At 72.2% G+C, this 14,452-nt stretch carries 11 protein-coding genes; 5 read left to right on the forward strand and 6 right to left on the reverse strand.

Annotated features, from left to right (window positions below; translation table 11 throughout):
• Positions 1–356: 356 nt before the first annotated feature.
• Positions 357–638, forward strand: a complete 282-nt coding sequence (locus ACZ3YO_RS29515; RefSeq protein WP_396323741.1) for an HPr family phosphocarrier protein — start codon at positions 357–359, stop codon at positions 636–638.
• A 120-nt stretch (positions 639–758) separates the two neighbouring features.
• Here the strand turns inward: ACZ3YO_RS29515 and ACZ3YO_RS29520 are convergent, their stop codons facing one another.
• From ACZ3YO_RS29520 to ACZ3YO_RS29530, 3 genes are all read right to left on the reverse strand, one after another.
• Complete coding sequence (locus ACZ3YO_RS29520; protein WP_465575219.1) at positions 759–1,952, reverse strand: RtcB family protein; 1,194 nt, start codon at positions 1,950–1,952, stop codon at positions 759–761.
• A 321-nt stretch (positions 1,953–2,273) separates the two neighbouring features.
• Positions 2,274–3,641, reverse strand: a complete 1,368-nt coding sequence (locus ACZ3YO_RS29525) for a M16 family metallopeptidase (protein ID WP_465575409.1) — start codon at positions 3,639–3,641, stop codon at positions 2,274–2,276.
• A gap of 20 nt (positions 3,642–3,661) precedes the next feature.
• Complete coding sequence (locus ACZ3YO_RS29530; RefSeq protein WP_465575222.1) at positions 3,662–5,035, reverse strand: M16 family metallopeptidase; 1,374 nt, start codon at positions 5,033–5,035, stop codon at positions 3,662–3,664.
• Positions 5,036–5,259: 224 nt separating this feature from the next.
• Here ACZ3YO_RS29530 and ACZ3YO_RS29535 point away from each other — a divergent pair, with 224 nt between their 5' ends.
• Together ACZ3YO_RS29535 and ACZ3YO_RS29540 are read left to right on the forward strand one after the other, a co-directional pair.
• A complete protein-coding gene (locus ACZ3YO_RS29535; protein ID WP_465575224.1) occupies positions 5,260–7,710 on the forward strand; it encodes a DNA gyrase/topoisomerase IV subunit A in 2,451 nt (816 codons plus the stop codon).
• Positions 7,711–7,798: 88 nt separating this feature from the next.
• The gene (locus tag ACZ3YO_RS29540) at positions 7,799–8,701 is read left to right on the forward strand and encodes a sucrase ferredoxin (protein WP_465575226.1); all 903 of its coding nucleotides are present in this window, start codon (positions 7,799–7,801) and stop codon (positions 8,699–8,701) included.
• Between the two features lie 45 nt (positions 8,702–8,746).
• On the opposite strand, the gene ACZ3YO_RS29545 is transcribed toward ACZ3YO_RS29540, so the two are convergent.
• From ACZ3YO_RS29545 to ACZ3YO_RS29555, 3 genes are read right to left on the reverse strand one after another with little or no spacing between them, the layout of a single operon-like run.
• Positions 8,747–9,823, reverse strand: a complete 1,077-nt coding sequence (locus tag ACZ3YO_RS29545) for an ABC transporter substrate-binding protein (protein ID WP_465575228.1) — start codon at positions 9,821–9,823, stop codon at positions 8,747–8,749.
• Positions 9,824–9,871: 48 nt separating this feature from the next.
• Complete coding sequence (locus ACZ3YO_RS29550) at positions 9,872–10,771, reverse strand: ABC transporter permease (RefSeq protein WP_465575231.1); 900 nt, start codon at positions 10,769–10,771, stop codon at positions 9,872–9,874.
• Positions 10,761–11,624, reverse strand: a complete 864-nt coding sequence (locus tag ACZ3YO_RS29555) for an ABC transporter ATP-binding protein (protein WP_465575234.1) — start codon at positions 11,622–11,624, stop codon at positions 10,761–10,763. The genes ACZ3YO_RS29550 and ACZ3YO_RS29555 overlap by 11 nt, the downstream gene beginning before the upstream one ends.
• Positions 11,625–12,009: 385 nt before the next feature.
• Here ACZ3YO_RS29555 and ACZ3YO_RS29560 point away from each other — a divergent pair, with 385 nt between their 5' ends.
• Positions 12,010–13,725 carry an ATP-binding protein gene (locus ACZ3YO_RS29560; RefSeq protein WP_465575236.1) on the forward strand — a complete coding sequence of 572 codons (1,716 nt, stop codon included), beginning with the start codon at positions 12,010–12,012 and terminating at the stop codon, positions 13,723–13,725.
• Entirely contained in the window at positions 13,725–14,414 is a 690-nt protein-coding gene (locus ACZ3YO_RS29565; protein ID WP_465551954.1) for a response regulator, read from the forward strand. Before ACZ3YO_RS29560 ends, ACZ3YO_RS29565 begins: the two co-directional genes overlap by 1 nt.
• Positions 14,415–14,452 lie beyond the last annotated feature (38 nt).

A 14,452-nucleotide genomic window follows, 5' to 3' on the forward strand; every position in this document is an offset into this window, starting at 1 on the left:
CTGCTGTGCGCCTTGCCTCGGGCCCTGCTTCGGGCCGTGCTGCGCGCCTTGCGTCGGGCCGTGCTGCTGGCCCTGCTCGGGGCGCGGTACCGCGGAGTCGTCCACATTCGTCAGGTTATCCGGCGGCAAGCCGAATGGCGCCGGGCGTGCGACCACGGCAGGGTGAGCAGGACCGCCCAGCGGCCCGGCAAGGCCGCTGGCCGGGGCCTATGCCCTCACTTATGCCCCCGAAAGAAACAATCACAAGTCCTGAACGCGGCGGCTCGAAGGGGTCGCCTGCATGCAACACTGGTCTAGACAACATGGCCGCCACCCCTAGCACGGCCGTGACCAGCTTCACCGGAAAGGCACGTCTCATGGCTGAGCGCCGCGTCACCATCGGTTGGGCCGAGGGCCTGCACGCCCGTCCCGCCGCCGTCTTCGTCAAGGCCGTCACGGCCACCGGCGTGCCGATCACCATCGCCAAGCCCGGCGGCAAGCCGGTCAACGCCGCCTCCCTGCTCGGCCTGCTCGGCCTCGGCGCCCAGGGCGGCGAAGAGGTCGTCCTCGCCTCCGACGCCGAGGGCGCCGACGAGGCCCTCGACCGCCTCGCCAAGCTGGTCCAGGAGGGCCTCGACGAGCTGCCGGCCGCCGCCTGAGCCAGTTCTCGACCGCAGAGCGCCTGGCAGTGACAGCACTGCCGGGCGCTTCTGTCCGTCCACGGGACGAACACCGCGAGGAGGGCCCCGATGCACCCGGGGCCCTCCTCGCGTCCGGGCTCACCCCTTGACGCAGACGACCTGCTTCAGGTGTGCCACGATCTCGACGAGGTCCTTCTGCTGCTCGATGACCTTCTCGATCGACTTGTACGCACCGGGAATCTCGTCCACGACTCCGCTGTCCTTGCGGCACTCCACGCCCTTGGTCTGCTCGACCAGATCACGCGTGGTGAACCGCTTCTTCGCGGCGTTCCGGCTCATCTTGCGGCCGGCGCCGTGCGAGGCCGAGTTGAACGCCGCCTCGTTACCGAGGCCGCGGACGATGTACGAACCGGTGCCCATCGAGCCGGGGATGATCCCGTAGTCTCCGGAGCCGGCCCTGATCGCACCCTTTCGGGTCACCAGGAGATCGACACCGTCGTACTGCTCCTCCGCTACGTAGTTGTGGTGGCAGCTGATCACCTCGTCGAACGCGACCTTCGCCTTGGCGAACTCACGGCGGACGACGTCCTGGAACAGTGCCATCATCACCGCGCGGTTCTTCTTGGCGTACTCCTGCGCCCAGAAGAGGTCCTGCCGGTAGGCACCCATCTGCGGGGTGTCCGCGATGAACACCGCCAGGTCGTGATCGACCAGCCCCTGGTTGTGCGGCAGCGAGCGGGCGACGCCCATGTGATGCTCCGCCAGCTCCTTGCCGATGTTCCGCGAGCCGGAGTGCAGCATCAGCCAGACAGTGCCGGTGTTATCAACACACACTTCGATGAAGTGATTACCTCCACCGAGCGTTGCCATCTGCTGCATGGCCCGCTCGCGCCGCCACTTCACCTCCGGCGCGACCCCGTCGAAGCGCTCCCAGAAGTCGTCCCAGCCCGCCGTCGCGAAGCCGTGCAACCTGCGCGGGTCGACCGGGTCGGTGTGGAGGCCGCGGCCGACCGGGATGGCCTGCTCGATCTTGGAGCGGAGGCGGGAGAGGTCGTCGGGGAGGTCCTTGGCGGTGAGCGACGTCTTCACGGCGCTCATGCCGCAGCCGATGTCCACGCCGACCGCCGCGGGGCAGACGGCGCCGCGCATGGCGATCACGGAGCCGACCGTCGCGCCCTTGCCCAGGTGGACGTCGGGCATCACGGCGAGGCCGTGCAGCCAGGGCAACGAGCTGATGTTGCGCAGCTGCTGCATGGCCTGGCCCTCGACGGTGGCCGGGTCGGTCCACATCCGGATCGGGACCCGGACGCCGGGTACCTCGGTGTACGACATGGTTGAACGACCTCCAAAGGTCGGTTGGTTCAAGCCTAGGTGTGGTGCCGCGCGAAGAGTCCCGGTGCGGCTCGGGGAAGATCTGGGGTGGCGGCGCTCAGGCGGCCAGGGGGCGGGCCGGGGCACACGGGAGGAACGGTCGTGGGGAGCGCACTGTGGTCGGCTCGACCCTCATGGTGACCGCCTCCTTTCCGTCGTCGTACCGGCTGCCGGGGGATATCTACCCACAGGGCGATCACGCCTCGCAAGGGATTTAACGACGGAGGGCCCGGCGGAGCGGAATGCTCCACCGGGCCCTTCCCGTACGGGGGTTCAGGCGGTTCAGGCGCTGATCACGGTGACCTCGCCGATGCCGAGCTTGCGCACGGGTTCGGCGATCTGGGCGGCGTCGCCGACGAGGACGGTGACCAGGCGGTCCGGCGGGAAGGCGGCGACCACGGCCTCGGTGGCGGCGGCCGTCGGGAGCTCGGCGAGCTGCCGGTAGACCTCGGCCTGGTAGTCGTCGGGCAGGTGCTGCTCGACCTGGTCGGCCAGGGTGCCGGCGACCGAACCGGCGGTCTCGAACTTCAGCGGTGCGACGCCGACCAGGAACTGCACGGCCTCGTCGCGCTCGGCGTCGGTGAGGCCCTCGGCGGCGAGGGTGCGCAGGATGGTCCAGGTGTCGGCGAGGGCGGGGGCGGTGGACGCGGTGTCCACCGAGCCGCTGACCGCGAGCAGCGCGCGCCCGGTGCCGTCGGCGGCGGAGCGCAGCGGCTGGGCGAAGGCCCGGACGCCGTAGGTGTAGCCCTTCTCCTCGCGCAGGACGCGGTCGAGGCGGGAGGTGAGGGTGCCGCCGAGGCAGTAGGTGCCGAGGATCTGGGCGGCCCAGGCCGGGTCGTGGCGGTCGGGGCCGATGCGGCCGATGAGCAGCTGGGTCTGGACGGAGCCGGGGCGGTCGACGATGACGACGCGGGCGGTGTCATCGGCGGTGACCGGGGCGTGGGTGCTGGGGGCGGCGGTGTCGGCCGTCCAGGCGCCGAGGGTGCTTTCGAGCAGGGCCGGCAGGTCGGTGCCGGTGAGGTCGCCGACCACGACGACGGTGGTGGTGGCGGGCCGGATGTGGGCGTCGTAGAAGGCCTTGACGGCAGCCCGGTCGATGGACTTGACGGTGTCGGCGGTGCCGCCGCGGGCACGGGAGAGGCGGTCGGCGCCGTCGAAGAGTTCGGCGTAGAGGGCCTTGGCGGCGCGGCGGGCGGGGTTGGCCTGCTCGTGGACGATCTCGTCGAGGCGGTTGGCGACGAGGCGCTCGATCTCGTCCTCGGGGAGGGCGGGGGCGCGCAGGGCGTCGGAGAGGAGGCCGAGGCCGCGCTGGAGCCGGCTGGCGGGGACTTCGAGGGAGACCCGGATGCAGGGGTGGTCGGCGTGGGCGTCGAGGGTGGCGCCGGCGCGCTCGAGTTCGGCGGCGAACTCCTCGGCGGTGAGGGTGTCGGTGCCTTCGTTGAGGGCGCGGGCCAGGATGCCGGCGACGCCGTCGAGGCCGTCGGGTTCGGCGGCGAGGGGGGCGTCGAGGAGGACGTCCACGGCGACGAGCTGCTGGCCGGGGCGGTGGCAGTGCAGGACGGTGATGCCGTTGCCGAGGGCGGCGCGCTCGGGGGCGGGGAAGGCCCACGGGCTGGGGGTGCCGGGCTGGGGCTGGGGGTGGAACGTCATGGCGGGGACGTAGTCGGTGCTCATGCGGCAGCGCCCTCCTCTTCGGTCGCGGCGGTGGCGGTCTGGTCGGCGTCGGTGTCGTCGGCCGTGGTGGGCTCGTAGACGAGGACGGCCCGGTTCTGCGGGTGGAGGCGGGCCCGGGCGATGTCCCGGACCTCCTCGGCGGTGACGTCGAGCACCTTGGGGAGGGCGTTGTTGAGGAGCTTGGGGTCGCCGAACAGGACGGCGTAGCGGCAGAGTTCGTCCGCCCGGCCGGCGACGGTGGTGAGCCGGTCGAGCCATTCGCGCTCGATCTGGGCCTGGGCGCGCTCGAGTTCGGCGGCGGTGGGGCCTTCGGCGGCGAAGCGGGCGAGCTCCTCGTCGACGGCGGTCTCGATCTGCTCGACGGTGGCGTCGCCGGAGGTCTTGACATCGAGCCAGCCGAGGCTGGGGGCGCCGGCGAGGCGGAGCAGGCCGAAGCCGGCGGCGACGGCGGTGCGGTCGCGGCGGACGAGCCGGTTGTAGAGCCGGCTGGACTCGCCGCTGCCGAGGATGGTGAGCGCGAGGTCGGCGGCGTCGGCCTCGCGGGTGCCGTCGTGCGGGAGGCGGTAGGCGGCCATCAGGGCGCGGGAGGGGACGTCCTCGCGGATGGACTCGCGGAGCTCGCGGCCGATGGTGTCGGGGAGGGTGCCGTCGCGCGGGGGCTGCTTGCCGTCGTGGGCGGGGATGCTGCCGAAGTACTTCTCGACCCAGGCGATGGTCTGCTCGGGGTCGATGTCGCCGACGACGGAGAGGACGGCGTTGTTGGGCGCGTAGTACGTGCGGAAGAACGCGCGGGCGTCCTCCAGCGTGGCGGCGTCCAGGTCGGCCATGGAGCCGATGGGGGTGTGGTGGTACGGGTGGCCGTCGGGGAAGGAGAGCGCGGTGAGCTTCTCGAAGGCGGTGCCGTAGGGGACGTTGTCGTAGCGCTGGCGGCGCTCGTTCTTGACGACGTCGCGCTGGTTCTCCATCGAGTTGTCGTCGAGGGCGGCGAGCAGGGAGCCCATGCGGTCGGCCTCCAGCCAGAGGGCGAGCTCCAGCTGGTGGGCGGGCATGGTCTCGAAGTAGTTGGTGCGCTCGAAGCTGGTGGTGCCGTTGAGGGAACCGCCGGCGCCCTGGACGAGCTCGAAGTGGCCGTTGTTGGAGACGTTGGCCGAACCCTGGAACATCAGGTGCTCGAACAGGTGGGCCAGCCCGGTGCGGCCCTTCACCTCGTGGCGGGAGCCCACGTCGTACCAGAGGCAGACGGCGGCGACCGGGGTGAGGTGGTCCTCGGAGAGGACGACGCGCAGGCCGTTGGCCAGGCGGTGCTCGGTGATGGCGATGGCAGCGCCATTTCCTCCGGTGGAGGCGGATGCGGGGGCCGGGTTGGCCATGCGCTCGGGTCCTTCCCGTCGTCGATGTCGGGGGTTCGTGTGGCGTCCCCCATTGTGGTGCAACGCGTGAAGGGCGCGGATGTGTCCGCGCGGACGGTGCGTTCGCCAGGGGCGGAAGAGGGGCGCTGGGCGGGAGTGTCGGCGGAAGGGTCCACAATGGGGGCGCTGAGCCGTGATCCGAAGCAGACAGACGCATCAGACAGACGCAAGGGAGCCCCGCCGCGATGGCCCGCCGCAGTTCGCAGACCCCGCCACCCGGAGATTTCGAGGAGCGGATCCTCGATGTCGACGTTGTGGACGAGATGCAGGGCTCCTTCCTGGAGTACGCCTACTCGGTGATCTACTCGCGCGCGCTGCCCGACGCGCGGGACGGTCTGAAGCCGGTGCACCGGCGGATCCTGTACCAGGCCAACGAGATGGGCCTGCGGCCGGAGCGCGGGCACGTGAAGTGCGCGCGCCTGGTCGGCGAGGTGATGGGCCGCCTGCACCCGCACGGTGACGCGTCGATCTACGACTCCGTGGTGCGCATGGCGCAGCCGTTCTCGATGCGGCTGCCGCTGATCGACGGGCACGGGAACTTCGGTTCGCTGGGCAACGACGACCCTCCGGCCGCGATGCGGTACACGGAGTCGCGGCTGACGGCGGCGTCGATGGCGATGGTGGAGTCGATCCACGAGGACACCGTCGACTTCGGCCCGAACTACGACGGCAGCGAGCAGGAGCCGCTGGCGTTGCCGGCGGCGTTCCCGAACCTGCTGGTGAACGGTGCGACGGGCATCGCGGTCGGCATGGCGACGAACATGCCGCCGCACAACCTGTCCGAGGTGGTGGCGGCGGCCCGGCACCTGATCAAGCATCCGAACGCGGACCTGGACACGCTGATGCGGTTCGTTCCCGGTCCGGATCTTCCGACGGGCGGGCGGATCGTCGGCCTGTCGGGCATCCGGGACGCGTACGAGTCGGGCCGCGGCACCTTCAAGATCCGTGCCACCACGACGATCGAGGCGGTCTCCGCCCGCCGCAAGGGCATCGTGGTCACCGAGCTGCCGTACAACGTCGGCCCGGAGAAGGTGATCTCGAAGATCAAGGACCTGGTCAACGCGAAGAAGCTGCAGGGCATCGCGGACGTCAAGGACCTCACCGACCGCGAGCACGGGCTGCGGCTGGTGATCGAGGTGAAGAACGGTTTCGTGCCGGAGGCGTTGCTGGAGCAGCTGTACAAGCTGACGCCGATGGAGGAGACCTTCGGCATCAACAACGTGGCGCTGGTGGACGGCCAGCCGCTGACGCTGGGGCTGAAGGAGCTGCTGGAGGTCTACGTCGACCACCGCTTCGAGGTGGTGCGCCGGCGCAGCGACTTCCGTCGCCGTAAGCGGCAGGAGCGGCTGCACCTGGTCGAGGGCCTGCTGGTGGCGCTGGTCGACATCGACGAGGTCATCGCGATCATCCGGTCGAGCGACAACGCGGCGCAGGCGAAGGAGCGCCTGATCGAGCGCTTCTCGCTGTCGGAGACGCAGACGGCATACATCCTGGACACCCCGCTGCGCCGGCTGACCCGGTTCGACCGTGTGGAGCTGGAGGAGGAGCAGGCGAAGCTCAACTCGGAGATCGCCGAGCTGACGGAGATCCTGGAGTCGGACACGCGGCTGCGCAGTGTGGTGTCGACGGAGCTGGCCGCGGTGGGCAAGCAGTTCGGCACGGAGCGGCGGACGGTGCTGCTGGAGGCGGGGGCGGTGCCGTCGGCGTCGCTGGCGGTGCCGCTGGAGGTGGCGGACGATCCGTGCCGGGTGCTGCTCTCGTCGACGGGTCTGCTGGCACGGACGGCGGACGGAGAGCCGTTCGAGCTGTCGGAGAAGCGGGCGAAGCACGATGTGATCGTGTCGGCGGTGCCGGCGACGGCGCGCGCGGACGTCGGTGTGGTGACGTCGGCGGGCCGGGTGCTGCGGCTGCCGGTGATCGATCTGCCGGCTCTGCCGCCGACGCCGTCGCCGACGCTGGCGGGCGGCGCCGCGGTGGGCGAGTTCCTGCGCCTGGAGGCGGGCGAGCGGGTGCTGGCGCTGACCACGCTGGACGAGTCGTCGCCGGGTCTGGCGCTGGGCACGGTGCAGGGCGTGGTCAAGCGGGTGGTGCCCGAGTGGCCCGCCAACAAGGACGAGTTCGAGGTGATCGCCCTGAAGGAGGGCGACGAGGTGATCGGTGCGGTCGAACTGCGCACCGGTGAGGAGGACTTGGTCTTCATCGCCTCGGACGCGCAGCTGCTCCGCTACCCGGCGGGCCAGGTCCGTCCGCAGGGCCGCCCGGCGGGCGGCATGGCCGGCATCAAGTTGTCGGACGGTGCCCGGGTGCTCTCGTTCACGGCGGTGGATCCGGCGGCGGACGCGGTGGTGGTCTCGGTGGCCGGTGCCGCGGGGACGCTGACCGGCGAGGAGCAGAGCTCGTGGAAGGTCACCCCGTTCGAGCAGTACCCGCGCAAGGGCCGTGCCACCGGTGGTGTCCGCTGTCAGCGCTTCCTGCGGGGTGAGGACGCCCTGGCCTTCGCCTGGGCCGGTCCCTCCCCCGCCCGGGCCGCCACCGCCAAGGGCGCCCCGGTCGACCTGCCCGAGCGGGACCCGCGCCGTGACGGCTCGGGTACGCCGGTGACGACGCCCATCGCGGTGGTCGCCGGCCCGGCGTAGCGGCGCCGGGCGGACGGAGGACAGGCTCGCGGCGGGGCACCTTTCGGTGTCCCGCCGCGGTCTTTTCAGTACGGGTAGCCTTACCTGCGTGAGCACTTGTGCGACGTTGTCGCGTGAACTGTCGGAGCCGTTGGCCGCCACGGCGGCGACCGCCACGACCTGGCTGCTGGTCGAGCAGAGCGGGCCGTGGGGGGCGAAGGCGCTGGGCGAGAGCCATCTGGACTCGGTGGTCGGGCGGGCGCTGGAGGCGGCCGCGGCGGGGACCGGGGTGCGGGTGGCGCTGATCCGGCGGCCCGGGCGGCATGCGGACTGCCTGCCGACGGCGCGCCACGAGGTGATCGTGGCGCACAGCGTGCCGGGCCGGGGCTGGGTGCGGCGGGCCGAGGTGGCGGATCCGGCGGAGCTGCTGGGGCTGGACTTCGCGGCCTTGGGCGCCGGGGAGCACGGCGGTCTCGGGACGGAACACGTCGGCGGGCCGGTCGCCCTGGTGTGCACCAACGGCCGCCGAGACCGCTGCTGCGCGTTGCTCGGCCGGCCGCTGGCGGCCGAGCTGGCGGCGGCCGGGCACAGCGAGGTGTGGGAGGTCACGCACCTGGGCGGGCACCGCTTCTCCCCCACCATGCTGGTGCTGCCGTACGGCTACGCGTACGGGCGGCTGACGGCGGAGACCGCCAAGGACGTGCTGGCGGCGACGGCGGCCGGGCACATGGTGCCGGAGTGGGCCCGCGGCTGCTCCGGCTGGGAGCGCCCGGGCCAGGCCGCCGACCACGCGGTACGGCTGGCCACCGGCGAGACCCGGGCCGACGCGCTGACGCTGACGCAGCAGCCGTCCGGTGACGGCCGCTGGCTGGTGACGGTGCGCCACGAGGACGGCCGCGCCTGGGAGGTCGAGGTGGTCGAGGGCGCGAGTGAGCCGCCCCGCCCGGAGAGTTGCGGCAAGGCCGCGGGGACGCCGTCCCGGATGGACGTCGTGTCCGTCCGGGAGCGGTGACGGCCCCGCGCCCGTGGGGGTGAGCGCGGGACCGTCGGCTCGGGTTCAGCCCGTGGCGGCCTTGCTGACGAACTCGGTGGTGTAGGTGCGGGCGAGGTCGATCGTGCCCTCCTTGCCCTTGACGTCGGGGTGGAAGGCGGCGAGCACCGCGAGGACCGTCGCGGGGCCGTCGGCGGGCATCACGCCGTCGGTGGTGAACATCGGCAGGGTCGCCTTGATCGCGGCCGCGTACTGGTCGGCGCCGCCCTGCGCGTAGTCGGCGGGCATCTTCGCGGCGATCTCCTCGGGGCTGTGGGTGGACATCCACTTGAGGGTCTTCACGAAGGCGTTGGCGAGCTTCTGGGCGGTGTCCTTGTTCTTCGCCACCCAGTCGGTGTTCATGTAGAGCGAGGACGAGGGGTAGAGCCCGCCGAGCGCGGCGCGCGAGCCCTCGGGGGTGCGCATGTCGTAGAGGATCTTGCCGAGGCCCTTGTCGAGGATGTTGGCGACGGTGGGGTCGGTGGTCATGCCGGCGTCGATGGAGCCCTGCTGGAGCGCGGCGATGAAGGTCTGGCCGGCGCCGACCGCGATCGGGCTGAAGTCGGCCACCGCGGTGCCGTTCTTGACGGCGAGGTACTTGGTGAGGAAGTCGGTAGAGGAGCCGATGCTGGTGACGCCGAGCTTCTTGCCCTTGAAGTCGGCGCCGGACCTGATGGCGTCGGCCTGCTTGGTGGAGACGATCTCGACCTCGCCGGGGGCCTGGGAGAACTGGACGACCGACTCGACGTTCTTGCCCTTGGCCTGGAGGTCGATGGTGTGGTCGTAGAAGCCGACCGCGCCCTGGACGTCACCGGCGAGCAGGGCGGTGGTGGCGTTGACGCCGGCCGGTTCGCTCATCAGCTCGACGTTGACGCCCGCCTCGGCGAAGAAGCCGAGGCGCTGGGTGAGCATGGCGGGCATGTAGATGACCTTGTCGAGGCCGCCGACCATGATCTTCACCTTGGGTCCGTCGACCTGCTGGCCGGCCGGGGCGGCGCCGTTGTGGGAGGTGGAGGCGGCGTCGTTGGCACAGGCGGCGAGCGGGAGGATCAGGGCGGCGGCGAGGGCGGCTGCGGCGGCTCTGCCGGTCGGGTTCGAGCGCATGGGGTGGGGTGCCTCTCTACGTACGACGGGAGGGGAGGGAACGGGGGGTCAGCGGCCGTCGCCGGAGTCGGCGGGCTTCCAGCGGAAGAGTTTCTTCTCGGCGAAGGTCAGCAGCCCCTCGGTGAGCAGCGCGACCACGGCGAGGATGGTCATGGCGGCGTACACGCCGGCGGCGTTGAAGGTGCCCTGAGCAGCGGCGACGAGCAGGCCGAGGCCCTTGGTGGCGCCGATGTACTCGCCGACGATGGCGCCGATCAGCGCGAAGCCGAAGCTGACGTGCAGGCTGGTGAAGATCCAGGTGGTGGCGGCGGGGATGACCACCTGCAGGGTGACCTTGCGGTTGTTGGCGCCCAGGATGCGGGCGTTGGCGACGAGGTTGCGGTCCACCTCGCGGGCGCCCTGGAAGGCGTTGAAGAAGACCGGGAAGAACACCAGCACCACCGCGGAGGCCACCTTGGAGGCCGGGCCGAGGCCGAACCAGATCAGGAAGATCGGGGCCAGCACGATGCGCGGGATGGCGTTCAGCACCTTGATGTAGGGCCCGAACACGTCGGCCAGGAACCGGATCCGGCCGAGCGCGATGCCCAGCAGCACACCGCCGGTGACGCCGATCACCCAGCCGGTGAGGGCCTCGTACAGGGTGTAGCCGATCTGCTCGCCCAGCGAGCCCTGGGCGGTGCCGTGGGTGATCCACTGCCAGATCTGCGCCCAGATCTTCGACGGCTGGGAGAAGTTGAACGGGTCGATGACCTCGGTGCGGGCACACAGCTCCCAGAGCCCGAGGAAGGCGAGGAGCACCGCGACCCGGGCCCCGTACACCCGCAACTTCCGGTTGCGGGCGGCCCGTTCGCGGGCCTCGGTCCTGGTGGTGGGGGCGGCCGTGGGCTTGCCGGCGACGGCGGAAGCGGTGGACGCGGTGGACGCGGTGGACGCGGTCTCAAGCGGCACGACCCGCTCCTCTCTCACGGGTGATGCGCACCTCTTCGCCGAGCGAGGCCCAGATCTCGCGGTACAGCTCGACGAACCTCGGTTCCAGCCGGACGGCCTCCACCGTGCGCGGGCGCGGCAGGTCGACGGTGAAGATCTCCTTGACGGTGGCCGGGCCGGCCGTCATCACCACGACCCGGTCGGCCAGTGCGATCGCCTCGTCCAGGTCGTGGGTGACGAAGACGACGGAGGCCGCGTCGCTGGAAGAACTGGTGCCGGCCCACAGGTCCAGCAGCTGGTCGGACATCAGGGCGCGGGTCTGCACGTCCAGCGCCGAGAACGGCTCGTCCATCAGCAGGATCTTGGGGTCGTTGACGAAGGTCTGGGCGAGCGCGACGCGCTTGCGCATACCGCCGGAGAGCTGGTGCGGGTAGCGGTCCTCGAAGGCCCCGAGGCCGACCCGGGCCAGCCAGTCGCGGGCCCGCTCCCGCGCCTCGGCGGCCGGGACTCCGCGGAACCGCGGGCCGGCCGTCACGTTCGACAGGACGGTGCGCCAGGGGAAGACGGCGTCCTGCTGGAAGACGAAGCCGACCTGCGGGTTGATCCCGTCGACCGCCTCGCCGTACACCCGGACGTCGCCCTCGGTGGGCTCCTCCAGGCCGCTGACCAGGGTCAGCGTGGTGGACTTGCCGCAGCCGGTGGGGCCGACGACGGCGACGAACTCGCCCTGCGCCACCGTCAGGTCGAGATCGCGGACGGCGGTGTGCAGGGTGCCGGACGGTGTGCGGAAGCGCTTGGTCGCGCCGGCCAGCTCGATCGCCGGTACCGCCTGCGCCGTGGGGGTTGTGGGGGCTGCCGCCGGGGTTGTGCTCATGTGACCTCCCGGGTCTGTGCTTGCTCCGGGAGGCTAGGAGCGGCCGGGGCGGTGGCGGGAGGCTTCTCGGCGTACTGCGGGTTCTCCGCTTTGAGGGGTGTTCTGCTCGTTTTGCTTCCGCTACAACAGCGGGGACGCGGCTGACAGAAACACCTCGGAAACATAGGGTGTGCCGACCACCCGCCCCACAACCCGCCGACCGGCCGGAAAGCCGGCCCACCGGCGGGCCCCCAGACCAGGCCGCCAGACCACCCAGCAACCCGCCGGAAAGCCCGGGAGACCGCCCGAAGCCCGCCCGGCCCAAGGCCTCACGAAGGCCCGCCCGAATGCCCGCCCACCTGCCCGAACGCCCGAACGCCCGAACGCCCGCCGAGAGGAGGCCCGGATGAAGCACCCCCGTTGGCCCCGCCGGGTCTTCGCCCAGCTGCTGCTGAGCCAGACCGTGGTCACCGTCGGCGTCACCATCGTCACCGCCGGCCTCTTCCTGGCGCCGGTCAGCTCCGAACTCGACCACGACGCGATGCAGCGTGCGCTGTCGATCGCCCAGGCCACCGCCAACGACGAGGTGATCGCCCGGGCCGCCGAGGCCCGCGACTCCGCGACCGCGCAGCGCAACGCCGAGCAGATCCGGCTGGCCACCGGCGCCAGCTTCGTCGTGGTCACCGACCTGGACGGGATCCGGCTCTCGCACACCGACCCGGACCGGATCGGCCAACGGGTCTCCACCGACCCCGAGCCGGCGCTCAGCGGCCGCAGCGTCACCGCCATCCAGCAGGGCACCCTGGGGCGCACCGCACGCGGCAAGGTGCCGCTGCGGATCGCGGACGGGCGGATCGTCGGCGAGGTGTCGGTCGGGATCAGCGACGGCTCGATCCGCCGGCGGCTGCTGAAGATGCTCACCGGCATCCTGCTCTGCGCGGGTGCCGGCCTGGCCGCGGGCACCGTCGCCACCCTGGCGCTGGCCCGCCGGCTGAAGCGGCGCACCCACAACATCGCGCTGGCCGACATCTCGGCGCTGCTGGTGGAACGCGAGGCGATGCTGCACAGCATCCGCGAGGGCATGGTGGCGCTGGACGAGCGCGGCCGGATCCGGCTGGCCAACGACGAGGCGCTGCGGCTGCTCGGCCTGCCCGAGGGCTGCACCGGCCGGCCGATCGACGAGGTGCTGCCGCCCGGCCGGCTGGCCGACGTGCTGGCCGGCCGGATCACCGGTACGGACCTGCCGGCCGTCCGGGACGACCGGGTCCTGGTGGTGAACCGGATGGCCACGGCCGAGGGCGGCGCCGTCGTGACACTGCGCGACCGCACGGAGCTGGAGTCGCTGGTCCGCGAGCTGGACACCACCCGAAGCCTCACCGAGGCACTGCGGGCGCAGGATCACGAGCACGCCAACCGGATGCACACCCTGCTGGGGCTGCTGGAGCTCGGCCGGCACGAGCAGGCGGTGGCGTTCATCTCCGAGCAGTCGGGCTCGCACGCGGTGGTCGCGGCGCGGATCGCCGAACAGGTGCAGGACCCGCACGTCGCCGCGCTGCTGGCCGGCAAGGCGGCGGTGGCGGGCGAGCGGGGCGTCCGGCTGGCGGTCGCCCCCGCCGCGCACCTGCCGGACGCGGTGGTCGACGCGCGGACGCTGGTCACCGTGCTCGGCAACCTGATCGACAACGCGGTGGACGCACTGGCGCCGGGCGGCGGCGGCCGGGTGGATGTGACGCTGGCCGCCGCCGGCTCCACTCTGCTGGTCGAGGTCGCGGACAGCGGCCCGGGCGTGCCGCAGGAGCTGCGCGAGCGGGTCTTCGAGGAGGGGTGGAGCAGCAAGGACGCGCCCGCGCACCGGCCGCGCGGGCTGGGGCTGGCGATGGTGCGGCGGCTGGTCGGGCGGACCGGCGGCCGGATCGTGCTCGACACCGGCCCGCTCGGCGGCGCCCGGTTCACCGTCGAGCTGCCCGAGGCGCTGCACGACGAGGCCGTGCACGCCGGCGCCCCGTTTGCCGATGCCCTGCCCACCGCCGCGGTTGCCGATGCCCCGCCCACCGCCGCGGTTGCCGACGCCCGGCGCCCCGAGGCCGGAGCCCTGCCCACCGCACCGCTCGTGGAGGCGTGATGATCGACGTACTCGTGGTGGACGACGACTTCCGGGTCGCCGACGTGCACGCCGCGTACGTGGCCAAGGTGCCCGGCTTCCGGGTCACCGGCACCGCGCACTCGGCCGCCGAGGCGCTGGCCTCGCTGGAGCGCCGCCCGGTCGACCTGCTCCTCCTCGACCACCACCTGCCGGACGAGACCGGCCTCGCCCTGGTCCGCCGGCTCCGCGACCGCGACATCACCTGCGACGTGATGATGGTGACGGCCGCCCGGGACGTCTCCACCGTGCACGCGGCGATGCAGCACGGCGCCCTGCAGTACCTGGTCAAGCCGTTCACCTTCGCCGGCCTGCGGGAGAAGCTGGTCGCCTACGCGCAGCTGCGGCACGCGCTGGCCGGCCCGGCCGCCCGCGAGGCCGGCCAGGACGAGGTGGACCGGCTGTTCGCGACCCTGCGCAGCGCGACGGCCCCGGCGGCGGCCCTGCCCAAGGGCCATTCGGCGCCCACCACCGACCTGGTCCTCGGGGTGCTGCGCCGGGCGGGCCGGCCGCTCTCCGCCCAGGAGGTCGCGGACGCCACCGGGTTGAGCCGCTCCACCGCCCAGCGCTACCTCAAGCAGCTGGAGCGTGAAAGCCGGCTGCGGCTGACCCTGCGCTACGGCGACACCGGACGTCCCGAGCACCGCTACGTGCTGGCGGCCCGCGCCTGAGTGCCGACGGCCCGCGCCCGGGCCCGGACACGCCGGAC

Source organism: Kitasatospora sp. NPDC022785, from assembly GCF_055561295.1.

Excerpts from the sequence above, each read along its gene's own strand:
- ACZ3YO_RS29515 (WP_396323741.1), top strand. The coding sequence starts at position 357 with ATGGCTGAGCGCCGCGTCACCATCGGTTGGGCCGAGGGCCTGCACGCC.
- ACZ3YO_RS29520 (WP_465575219.1), bottom strand. The coding sequence starts at position 1,952 with ATGTCGTACACCGAGGTACCCGGCGTCCGGGTCCCGATCCGGATGTGG.
- ACZ3YO_RS29525 (WP_465575409.1), bottom strand. The coding sequence starts at position 3,641 with ATGACGTTCCACCCCCAGCCCCAGCCCGGCACCCCCAGCCCGTGGGCC.
- ACZ3YO_RS29530 (WP_465575222.1), bottom strand. The coding sequence starts at position 5,035 with ATGGCCAACCCGGCCCCCGCATCCGCCTCCACCGGAGGAAATGGCGCT.
- ACZ3YO_RS29535 (WP_465575224.1), top strand. The coding sequence starts at position 5,260 with ATGGCCCGCCGCAGTTCGCAGACCCCGCCACCCGGAGATTTCGAGGAG.
- ACZ3YO_RS29545 (WP_465575228.1), bottom strand. The coding sequence starts at position 9,823 with ATGCGCTCGAACCCGACCGGCAGAGCCGCCGCAGCCGCCCTCGCCGCC.
- ACZ3YO_RS29555 (WP_465575234.1), bottom strand. The coding sequence starts at position 11,624 with ATGAGCACAACCCCGGCGGCAGCCCCCACAACCCCCACGGCGCAGGCG.
- ACZ3YO_RS29560 (WP_465575236.1), top strand. The coding sequence starts at position 12,010 with ATGAAGCACCCCCGTTGGCCCCGCCGGGTCTTCGCCCAGCTGCTGCTG.
- ACZ3YO_RS29565 (WP_465551954.1), top strand. The coding sequence starts at position 13,725 with ATGATCGACGTACTCGTGGTGGACGACGACTTCCGGGTCGCCGACGTG.